This is a genomic window from Methylobacterium sp. WL19 (genome assembly GCF_008040005.1).
GTDB lineage: Bacteria > Pseudomonadota > Alphaproteobacteria > Rhizobiales > Beijerinckiaceae > Methylobacterium > Methylobacterium bullatum.
Genome location: NZ_VRVC01000164.1, coordinates 1 through 9,143, shown reverse-complemented (window position 1 = coordinate 9,143; position 9,143 = coordinate 1). Strand labels below are relative to the sequence as shown.

General features: G+C 67.5%; 11 protein-coding genes and 2 pseudogenes. 6 read left to right on the top strand and 7 right to left on the bottom strand.

Annotation, left to right across the window (positions count from 1 at the left end):
* The 3 genes and pseudogenes from FV220_RS26250 to FV220_RS22505 all read left to right on the top strand — a co-directional run.
* Nucleotides 1-630, top strand: a pseudogene (locus FV220_RS26250) (hypothetical protein); the annotation flags it as partial.
* A gap of 76 nt (nt 631-706) precedes the next feature.
* Complete coding sequence (locus FV220_RS22510; protein WP_018045896.1) at nt 707-1,699, top strand: SPFH domain-containing protein; 993 nt, start codon at nt 707-709, stop codon at nt 1,697-1,699.
* The gene (locus FV220_RS22505) at nt 1,696-2,130 is read left to right on the top strand and encodes an NfeD family protein (RefSeq protein ID WP_147833297.1); all 435 of its coding nucleotides are present in this window, start codon (nt 1,696-1,698) and stop codon (nt 2,128-2,130) included. The genes FV220_RS22510 and FV220_RS22505 overlap by 4 nt, the downstream gene beginning before the upstream one ends.
* Nucleotides 2,131-2,184: 54 nt before the next feature.
* Here the strand turns inward: FV220_RS22505 and FV220_RS22500 are convergent, their stop codons facing one another.
* Nucleotides 2,185-2,607 carry an organic hydroperoxide resistance protein gene (locus tag FV220_RS22500; protein ID WP_056148692.1) on the bottom strand — a complete coding sequence of 141 codons (423 nt, stop codon included), beginning with the start codon at nt 2,605-2,607 and terminating at the stop codon, nt 2,185-2,187.
* 290 nt (nt 2,608-2,897) lie between these two features.
* Here FV220_RS22500 and FV220_RS22495 point away from each other — a divergent pair, with 290 nt between their 5' ends.
* Nucleotides 2,898-3,410 (top strand): MarR family transcriptional regulator, encoded by a 513-nt coding sequence (locus tag FV220_RS22495; RefSeq protein ID WP_018045899.1) that lies wholly within the window; start codon nt 2,898-2,900, stop codon nt 3,408-3,410.
* 164 nt (nt 3,411-3,574) lie between these two features.
* Here the strand turns inward: FV220_RS22495 and FV220_RS22490 are convergent, their stop codons facing one another.
* A complete protein-coding gene (locus tag FV220_RS22490; protein WP_018045900.1) occupies nt 3,575-3,943 on the bottom strand; it encodes a cytochrome c family protein in 369 nt (122 codons plus the stop codon).
* 302 nt (nt 3,944-4,245) lie between these two features.
* Here FV220_RS22490 and FV220_RS22485 point away from each other — a divergent pair, with 302 nt between their 5' ends.
* Nucleotides 4,246-5,679 (top strand): FAD-linked oxidase C-terminal domain-containing protein, encoded by a 1,434-nt coding sequence (locus FV220_RS22485; protein WP_147833295.1) that lies wholly within the window; start codon nt 4,246-4,248, stop codon nt 5,677-5,679.
* Between the two features lie 106 nt (nt 5,680-5,785).
* On the top strand, nt 5,786-6,073 hold the full coding sequence (locus FV220_RS22480) for a hypothetical protein (RefSeq protein WP_147833294.1): 288 nt from the start codon (nt 5,786-5,788) through the stop codon (nt 6,071-6,073).
* Here the strand turns inward: FV220_RS22480 and FV220_RS22475 are convergent.
* The 5 genes and pseudogenes from FV220_RS22475 to FV220_RS22455 form a co-directional block, all read right to left on the bottom strand.
* Nucleotides 6,067-6,807 (bottom strand): hypothetical protein, encoded by a 741-nt coding sequence (locus FV220_RS22475; RefSeq protein WP_056148698.1) that lies wholly within the window; start codon nt 6,805-6,807, stop codon nt 6,067-6,069. The two genes, FV220_RS22480 and FV220_RS22475, sit on opposite strands and share 7 nt — an antisense overlap.
* Before the next feature lie 26 nt (nt 6,808-6,833).
* Nucleotides 6,834-7,679 carry a 23S rRNA (adenine(2030)-N(6))-methyltransferase RlmJ gene (gene rlmJ, locus FV220_RS22470; RefSeq protein ID WP_147833293.1) on the bottom strand — a complete coding sequence of 282 codons (846 nt, stop codon included), beginning with the start codon at nt 7,677-7,679 and terminating at the stop codon, nt 6,834-6,836.
* A gap of 18 nt (nt 7,680-7,697) precedes the next feature.
* Nucleotides 7,698-8,357 (bottom strand): ribonuclease T2, encoded by a 660-nt coding sequence (locus tag FV220_RS22465; protein WP_018045905.1) that lies wholly within the window; start codon nt 8,355-8,357, stop codon nt 7,698-7,700.
* Entirely contained in the window at nt 8,354-8,821 is a 468-nt protein-coding gene (locus tag FV220_RS22460) for a hypothetical protein (protein WP_018045906.1), read from the bottom strand. The genes FV220_RS22465 and FV220_RS22460 overlap by 4 nt, the downstream gene beginning before the upstream one ends.
* Nucleotides 8,822-8,949: 128 nt before the next feature.
* A pseudogene (locus FV220_RS22455) lies at nt 8,950-9,143 on the bottom strand (extensin); the annotation flags it as partial.

Genomic DNA, 9,143 nt, shown 5'->3' with positions numbered 1-9,143 from the left:
CTGACCCGGCCGGGCACGCTCGTCGCAGGCGTGGGCCTGCTCGGCGGCCTCGCCCTCGTCCTGCTTCTCACCCATGGCGGCGGGGACGACGGGCCGGCCTCCACCCCCGATGCGGAGGCTCCCCGGCAGGAGGCGAAGGCGCAGGATCCGGCCCAGGCGACACCGCCGCCCCAGTCCCAGCCGGCGCAGAACCGGCCCTCCACCATGGCCAATCCGCGCGAAACGGTGTCCCCGACGGCGCCCCCCGGCATTCCCGCCGAGGAGCCGAGCCCACCCTCGGCGGAGGAGAGCCGGACGAAGCCGGCGGAGCCGTCCAACGCCATCACCGGCAAGACGGAGGTGATCGACACCGCGACCCTGCGCGTCGGCGGCAAGCTCGTGCGCCTGTTCGGGGTCGAATGGGTCCGCGGCGGACAGCCGGAGGAACTGACGCGCTACCTCGCGGGTCGCCCGGTGACCTGCCAGCCCGTGGCTGGAAGTGCCGCCTATCTCTGCGCGGTGGAAGGCCGCGACCTGTCGGAAGTCGTGCTCTTCAACGGCGGAGGCCGCGCCTCATCGGAAGCCACCCCCGATCTCGTCGCCGCCGAGGACCGTGCGCGGACGGAGCGTCTGGGGGTCTGGGCACGCTGACGCGAGGACGATTCACCTTGCATAGGGGCAGACGCTCGGCCTCAATGTCCCTTCCGAAAAGGCAGTGGGGACAGGCATGGATCTCTCGATCGGGTTGAGCGTGGTGGCGGTGGCGCTCGTCGTTCTCGTGGTCGTCACCCTCGCCATCGGCATCAACATCATCCCGCAGGGCCACGTCTATACGGTGGAGCGGTTCGGCCGGTACTCCCGCACCCTCGAATCCGGGCTCGGTCTCATCGCCCCCTATATCGAGCGCATCGGCCGGCGCGTGAACGTCATGGAACAGGTCATCGAGGTACCGAGCCAGGAGGCCTTCACCCGCGACAATGCGGGGGTGAAGATCGACGCGGTGGTGTTCTACCAAGTCCTCGACGCGGCCAAGGCCTCCTACGAGATCTCGAATCTCGAAACCGCGATGATGACGCTGACGATGACCAACATCCGCACCGTCGTCGGCTCGATGGACCTCGACCAGCTGCTGTCCCACCGCGACGAGATCAACGAACGCCTGCTCCATGTCATGGATGCGGCCTCCTCGCCCTGGGGAGTGAAGATGACCCGGATCGAGATCAAGGACATCCTGCCCCCCGCCGATCTTGCCGGCGCCATGGCGCGCCAGATGAAGGCCGAGCGCGAGAAGCGCGCCTCCGTCCTCGAAGCCGAGGGCCATCGTCAGGCCGATATCCTGCGCGCGGAAGGCCGCAAGCAATCCGCCATCCTCGAAGCCGAAGGGCGGCGCGAAGCCGCGTTCCGCGATGCGGAGGGCCGTGAGCGCAGCGCCGAGGCCGAGGCCCGCGCCACGAGCCTCATCAGCGAGGCCATTTCACAAGGCGACCTCGCGGCGGCGAACTTCCTGGTGGCCGAGAAATACGTGGACGCGATCAAGGCGCTGGCCACCGCGCCCAACCAGCGGGTGGTGGTGGTGCCGATCGAGGCGGCGTCCCTCGCCGGTACCCTCGGTGGCATTGCCGAGATCACCCGCGGTGTGTTCGGCGAGGGCGCGACGCAGCAGAGAAAGAGTTCCGGCCTACCGCCGAAGGTCGGCCCGAGCGGGGGAGGGGCCGCGTGATCGTCGTTGGCGTGACGGCGCTGGGGCCGGTCTGGACCTGGATCCTGATCGGGCTGGTCCTGATGGGAGCGGAACTCGCGATTTCGGGCGTGTTCCTGGTCTGGCTCGGCACGGCGGCCATGGTCACGGGGCTCGAAGTCGCCGTGGTGCCGATGCCGTGGCAGGCGCAGATCGTCCTGTTCGCCGTCCTGTCGGTGGGACTCGTCGTGCTCGCGCAGAAGCGGATGACCGGGCGTCCCAACAGCCTCAACCGGGGCGCGCAGGGCCTGATCGGCCGGGAATTCCACCTCGACGCCGCGATCGCGAACGGGCTCGGACGGATCAGGGTCAATGACACGCTGTGGCGTGTCTCCGGTCCCGATGCACCGGCCGGTACACGCATCCGGGTCACCGGGATCGACGGAACCGTGCTCACCGTGACGACGGCCTGACGGAAGTAGGATACCGGAGGGGCGGAGGCCCCTCCGGCTTCGTGACGAGCGCGTTCAGGCGACGCTGATATCGACCTGGATGTTGCCGCGGGTGGCGTGGGAATAGGGGCACACCACATCGGCGCGCTTCACCAGATCCTCGGCCTTGTCCCGCTCGATGCCCGGCAGGGTGGCCTTCAGGGTGACGACGAGACCGAAGCCCTCGCCGTCGTCACGCGGGCCGATGCCGACGGAGGACTCGACCTTGGCGTCCTCGGGGATCTTCACCTTGTCCTTGGCGGCCACGAACTTGATCGCGCCGAGGAAGCAGGCGGCATAACCCGTGGCGAAGAGCTGCTCGGGATTGGTGCCGTTGCCGCCACCGCCGCCCAGTTCCTTCGGCGTCACCAGGGTGACGTCGACGGCCTTGTCGTCGGTGGAGGCGGAGCCTTCACGGCCGCCGGTGGCATGGGCGTGAGCGGTGTAGAGTGCCTTCATGGTCGGTCATCCTGCTTGAGATCGAAGGGGGTCGCGTCGAGGAAAGATGGTCTCACAGAAGAACGGGGAAACCCGTCCGACGGAGGGAAACGTCCGCCATCACGAGATCCGGCCGAAAACCGAAACCGGATTGTGCGCAACTGATATTCCGTATCGCATCAAACCGGATTGCGCGCAACCATGATGCGGGAATCCCGTGAACGCTGGTGACCATTCCGCATTATCAATTAGATAGGGTGGCTGGGCCGGACCCGACACCGGACGCGACCAACATGAGGGAGGCCCCAGGAATGGCAGGCCGACGTATCACGCAAGCAGATGCCATCGACGACGTCGTGACCCCGGGTCGGGGCGTCGACGGTCAGCTGTGCTTTGCGGTCTATTCGGCGGCCCACGCCTTCGGTCGAGCCTACCGGGCACTCCTGTCCGCCCACGACCTCACCTATCCGCAATACCTGGTCCTTCTCGTCCTCTGGGAACAGGAAGGGCTGACGGTGAAAGAGATCGGAACCCAGCTGTTCCTCGATTCCGGAACGCTCACGCCTCTGCTGAAGCGGCTGGAGGCGTCGGGCCATGTCCGCCGGGCCCGCGACCGGGCCGACGAGCGCCAGGTCAGCATCTTCCTGACGCCAAAGGGGCGCGAGCTCGAGGGACGGATGGATTGCGTCCCCGGTCTCGCGGGAGCCCTGACCGGGATGTCGGAAGACGGACGCCGAGCGCTCCTCGACTCGCTGGTGATGCTGCGGGGAGCGCTCCACGACAACGTGGCCGGCGCCAACGAGGAATCTCCGACCTCCAAGTAACCGTTTCCAGGGAACCGTCACCCGGCGGCTTTGATCACGCAAAAGGCCGCCCCTGAGCGAACAGGGACGGCCTCCATCGATGGGACGCTGCCGTTTCCAAAGGCTCGAAGCCGCGACCGGCTTGATCGGCTACGGCTTCGGTCCCTCAGGACTTGGACTTGAGATCAGGACTTGGACTTGAGATAGGCGATGAGGTCGGCGATCTTCTTGTCGTCCTTGAGGCCCGGATAGACCATCTTGGTGCCGGGCACCTTGGCCTTGGGATCCTTGAGCCATTCCTTCAGGTTCGCATCATCCCAGGTGATCCCGGAATTCTTCAGGGCAGCCGAGAAGCTGTAGCCGTCATGGCCCTCACCGGCCTTCTCGCCGTAGACGCCCTTGAGGCTCGGACCGACGCCGTTCTTCTCGAAGTTGTGGCAGGCCTTGCAGGCCGAGAACACTTTCTCGCCGGCTGCCGCGTCGCCGGCTTCCTGGGCCTGTGCGGAGAGCGGAAGCATCAGAGCGAGCGCGGCGCCGAGGATGAGGTGACGCATTGTATTTTTTCCTCCGTTGGGCGGCATGAGCCAGCCGAGCTTATGGCAGAGCTTTTGGTTTTAGAACAGATCGAGACTGGGAACGTTCCAAACTCGCCTAGGGTCCGTGCGGCGAAACGAAGCCCGAAACCGGCCTTTCCGCCCTCCGGAAACGTCGACGCATCCGATCCTGATGCATCGAAACCGGTTATCGTTTAGATGTCTTCCAATTCCATTGTCCTGAACGGTTCACGGCTCGTTTTTAGTCCTTCCAAGCTGAGCGGTGGCTGAAGACAGGTCGATGCGTCGAGGAGCGCCCGCCCATGTCGATCGCCTTTCCCGTGCCCGACCCCGACATTCTCGCCCGCCGCGAGACGATCATCGCCGGCCTGCGGCCGCTCGTCGCGGCCGAGGCGTTGATCGTCACCGAGGACGAGCGCCGCGCTTTTGAGACCGACGGCCTGACCGCCTATCGCAAGATGCCGCTGGCTGTGGTCCTGCCCTCGACCACCGCCGAGGTCTCCGCCGTGATGGCCTATTGCCACGCCAACGGCGTGCGGGTGGTGGCGCGCGGCGCCGGCACATCCCTCGCCGGCGGGGCGATCGCCCAGGAAGACGCGATCATCCTCGGTGTCGCCAAGATGACCCGCGTCCTCGACGTGGATTTCGAGAACCGCGTCGCTCGGGTCGAGTCGGGCCTGACCAACCTCGCCATTTCGGGCGCCGTCAGCCACGAGGGGTTCTTCTACGCGCCGGACCCGTCGAGCCAGCTCGCCTGCACCATCGCGGGCAACATCGCGATGAATTCGGGCGGCGCGCATTGCCTGAAATACGGGGTGACCACCAACAACCTTCTGGGCGTCACCCTGGTGATGAACGACGGCACCGTGGCCGAGATCGGCGGCGCCCATCTCGACAGCGCCGGCTACGACCTCCTCGGCCTCATCTGCGGCTCGGAGGGTCAGCTCGGCATCGTCACCGAGGCGATGGTGCGTATCCTGCGCGCGGCCGAGGGCGCGCGCCCGGCCCTGGTGGGCTTCTCCTCGGTGGAGGATGCGGGCGCCTGCACCGCCGCCATCATCGCCGCCGGCATCATCCCCGTGGCCATGGAGTACATGGACCGTGAGGCGATCCTCATCACCGAGGATTTCGCCCAGGCCGGATATCCGCGCGACGCCGAAGCGATGCTGATCATCGAGGTCGAAGGCTCGGACGAGGAGTGCGAGGCGATGCTGGCCCGGATCGAGGCCATCGCCCGCGACTACCGGCCCACCAGCATCCGCGTCTCGAAATCCGAAGCCGAGAGCGCCGCGATATGGAAGGGGCGCAAATCCGCCTTCGGCGCCACGGGCCGCATCTCGGATTACATCTGCATGGACGGCACGATCCCCACCGGGCAATTGCCGCTGGTGCTGGAGCGCATCGGCACGATCTGCGCCGACAAGGGCCTTCGCGTCGCCAACGTGTTCCATGCGGGCGACGGCAACCTGCATCCCCTCATCCTGTTCGACATCAACACGCCGGGCGAATTGCAGAAGGCGGAGGCCGCGGGCGACGAGATCCTGAAGCTCTGCGTCGAGGTCGGCGGCTGCCTCACCGGCGAGCACGGTGTCGGCATCGAGAAGCGCGAGCTCATGCGCTTCCAGTACGCGCAGGTCGATCTCGACCAGCAGATGCGGGTCCGCAACGTGTTCGACCCGAAATGGCTTATGAACCCCGCCAAGGTGTTCCCGCTGGAGGGGCGCGTCGCCGCCTGAGGCCAGCGCGCCGCGCAACGTGGTTTCTCGCCATCCCGCCGAACCGTGCCCGGAACGCTAAGCTCCGGGCCGGTGTTTCCTCCCCGCACAATCATGGAGGATGATCATGCGCATCGTTGCAACGCTCTCGGCCCTGGCGCTGCTCACCATGGCGAGCACGGGAGCGGCCGAAGCCAAAGGCTGCATCAAGGGCGCGATCATCGGCGGCCTCGCCGGGCATTACCTCGCCGAGCGCGGCGTGGTGGGCGCGGTGGCGGGCTGCATCGGCGGTCGCTATCTCGCCAATCGCCGCGCCAAGCAGCAGCGCGAGATCGAATACGGCTCGCGGGTGCAGCAGCGTGGAGCCGGCTACGCACCGAACCAGGCCTATCCGCGTCGGTCTTACAATTACTGAGATCGATCCGGCCGGGGCGGGCCGGCGACGGAGCTACCCGTTCCGCGGGCCGCCTCGGCTTGTACGTTCGTCCTCACGGCGATCCAGAGCACGTGCCGACGCCCGCCGGGATGGGCGGGATAGCGGTGTTCCTCGACATCGAAGCCGAAGCGCCGAAGCCGCTTCTTGAACCGGCGGTCCGGCCCCCCGGACCAGACGGCCAGAATGCCACCCGGTCGCAGGGCATAATGCGCCCGCTTGAGGCCCCAGCCATCGTAGAGGCGGTCGTTTTCCCTGCGCGTCAGGCCCTTGGGGCCATTGTCGACGTCGAGGAGGATGGCATCGTACTGAGCCTGTCCCGACTGGATGAGGCGGTTCACGTCGGCCTCGACCAGGCTCACGCGCGGATCGTCGAGGCTCCCGGTGAAGAGATGGGCAAGTGGTCCGCTCGCCCAGGCGATGACCGCCGGCATCAGTTCGGCCACGACGACCTCCGCCTGCGGGCCGAGGGCGTCGAGGGCGGCACGCAGGGTGAATCCCATTCCGAGGCCGCCGATGAGGATCCTCGGCGCCGGTTTTCCCTCGAGCCGCGCGCAGGTGACCGTGGCCAGGGCACGCTCCGAATCGCGGTGCCGGTCGTTCATCAGTTCGGCCGTGCCGACCATGATCGAGAAGGCATCGTCGTAGCGGACGAGACGCATCGTCTCGACGCTGCCCGGAATGGCGGCGCTGGCGATGGGAATCGCGGAATTCATCGATGGGACGACCTTCACGACAGGATTCAGGCCTCGACGCCGAACGCATCGCAGCGAAACGCGCCGTAATCGCCCCGCGCCAGCCGTTCGGCCAGGGCGGGCAGGAACAGGGCAGCCTCGTCGGCGAGACGCCAGGGCGGGTTGATAACGATGAGGCCGTTGCCGTTGAGACGGTTTGGATAGGGCTCCGAGATCATCAGGTCGATGCGCAGGGCGGGCCGGGAGAGCGAGCGGTCGAGCTCCGCCACCATGCGGTCGATGAGCGCGACGTCCTTGATCGGATACCAGCCGAGATAGATGCCCGTCGGCCATTTCGCCACGGCCTTGGCCAGAGCCGCTCCGAGCCGGTCGACCTCACCGAGTTCCTCGTAGGGCGGGTCGATCAGCACGACGCCCCGCCGCTCGGGGGGAGGGATCAGCGCGTTGAGGGCGGTCCATCCGTCGAGATGCATCACCTTGGTGCGCGGATCCTGGTTGTAGCGCTCGCGCAGGAGCTCGGCATCGGCCGGGTGCAATTCGACGAAGACGCCCTGATCGCTGGGCCGCAGGAATTCGCGGATGATCGCCGGCGAGCCGGGATAGATAGTCGCCCCATGGCGCGCCTGGGTGGCGGCGACGGCCGCGCGATAGGGGGTGAACAGTGCCTCCACCTCGTCGGGGAAGGGCGTATCGAGGCGGCCCCAGCCATCTTGCCACTCGCCGGTACGGCCCGCCTCGTCACCGGTCAGGTCGTAGAAACCCAGGCCCGCATGGGTGTCGATGGCGCGAAAGCCCGTGGCCTTGGCCTGGAGATGATGGAGTACGCGCGTCAGCACGAGATGCTTGAGCACGTCGGCGAAATTACCGGCGTGGAAGGCGTGCCTGTAGTTCATGGGCGCAGGTTCCTGGCCTCACCGGCTCGCGTCGACGGCGATCTCGCCCGCACGGCAATTCTGCCGCGCTACTTCGGGGCAGGGCGCGAAGCCGCGCAGATCCTTGGTGAAGCAGATCCGCACCTCCTGCAACTCTCCCCGGGTGCAGGTGACCGACATCATGTCCGGGCGCAGGCCGCGATTGGCCGCCACGAACTGGCGGGCGATATCGACGGGGGCGATGCGCGTGTCGGAATCGGGCTTCACGAAGCCGGCCGGGATGGTCACCGCCTCCCGCGCCTGGGCGGCGGCCTTGAAATACGACATCGGATCGAGGCCCGAACAGGTGCCGTGCTTGCGCCACTCGTGGCGGGCGAGCCCCTCGCTCGGATAGACCTCGCCGGCCACGTCCATGGCCTGGCGGGTGGGAGAGCGTTCCACGGAGGAGCAGTCGGACGGGTAGCCCCGCGTATATTGCGGCCACAACCCATGGACGACGAAGCCGAGGCCGCGACCCGGCCGGCACTGGCCGTCGGCGTCACGCCGTCCGGCCGTCTCGCAATAGGTCGGCGACCAGGACAGGGCCAGCACGTAGAAATCGAACTCGCCGGGCGTGCCGCCGCGTCCATAGCCCTGCGCCTGCGCGGTTCCGGCGAAAGCCGTCAGCGCCAGTCCGGCGAGCGCGGCGACTCGTCTCACGGACGGGCTTCGCGGCAGGCCGTGGCGTAGGCATAGGCGAGGTTGCGGTCGAGGCCGTGGACGCAGAACTCCACGCCCCAGGTCACGCCGATGAAGCCGAGGCCCTCGCGGACGGAATAATCGACCTTGCGCTTGATCCCGTCCGACGTGGTCGCCACCGCGCTGCAGAAGCGGCGGGGGTAGGTGTCGAGGCCCCAGGGGCGCCAGGCCGTCCGCTCGATCCGGTCATAGCCGACGATGGTGAGGCTCGAGTTCCAGAACTTCGCCTCCTTCTCGGCGAACTGGCTCGACATCTGTTCCAGCACCGAGGAATCCTGGCAGCCCGGAATCTGCCCGTCGAAGGGAAACTCACGTTCCTCGGCGGGGGTGATCTCCTCGCGGCCCGAGCGGGCGAAGGCGGGTTGGAGGCTACCCGCGAGGACGAGGCCGAGGGCCAGGGCGGTGACGAGGGAATTCGGGCGCATGCCGGCGTCTTTTCGCTGGAGTCCGTTCATCCGGGGACGATGGCGTCTGTCCGGGCAGTGTCAAGCGCAAGAGGCCGGGCGGCATCGCTTTCATTCCGGCCTGGGGCGACCGGAACACAGTCCGGCCCTCAGTAGATCGGGTCCGACAGGCCCGGGGCGGCGAGGGAGAGCGGCTCGTCCGAGAAGCCCGGCGCCGGTTCGGCATAAGTCGGCGCGGAGGCCAGACGCGAGGACTGCGGGCGCGGTACCGGCCGGGCCGCCGGCGTGGAGGCATAGGCGGAAGGCGCCCGATTCGACGGGGCGGCAGCGGACAGGGCGGGGG

Coding starts and splice junctions, on each gene's coding strand:
- FV220_RS22510 (WP_018045896.1), top strand. CDS start 707: ATGGATCTCTCGATCGGGTTGAGCGTGGTGGCGGTGGCGCTCGTCGTT.
- FV220_RS22480 (WP_147833294.1), top strand. CDS start 5,786: ATGCGCATCGTTGCAACGCTCTCGGCCCTGGCGCTGCTCACCATGGCG.
- FV220_RS22485 (WP_147833295.1), top strand. CDS start 4,246: ATGTCGATCGCCTTTCCCGTGCCCGACCCCGACATTCTCGCCCGCCGC.
- FV220_RS22460 (WP_018045906.1), bottom strand. CDS start 8,821: ATGCGCCCGAATTCCCTCGTCACCGCCCTGGCCCTCGGCCTCGTCCTC.
- FV220_RS22495 (WP_018045899.1), top strand. CDS start 2,898: ATGGCAGGCCGACGTATCACGCAAGCAGATGCCATCGACGACGTCGTG.
- FV220_RS22500 (WP_056148692.1), bottom strand. CDS start 2,607: ATGAAGGCACTCTACACCGCTCACGCCCATGCCACCGGCGGCCGTGAA.
- FV220_RS22475 (WP_056148698.1), bottom strand. CDS start 6,807: ATGAATTCCGCGATTCCCATCGCCAGCGCCGCCATTCCGGGCAGCGTC.
- FV220_RS22490 (WP_018045900.1), bottom strand. CDS start 3,943: ATGCGTCACCTCATCCTCGGCGCCGCGCTCGCTCTGATGCTTCCGCTC.
- rlmJ (WP_147833293.1), bottom strand. CDS start 7,679: ATGAACTACAGGCACGCCTTCCACGCCGGTAATTTCGCCGACGTGCTC.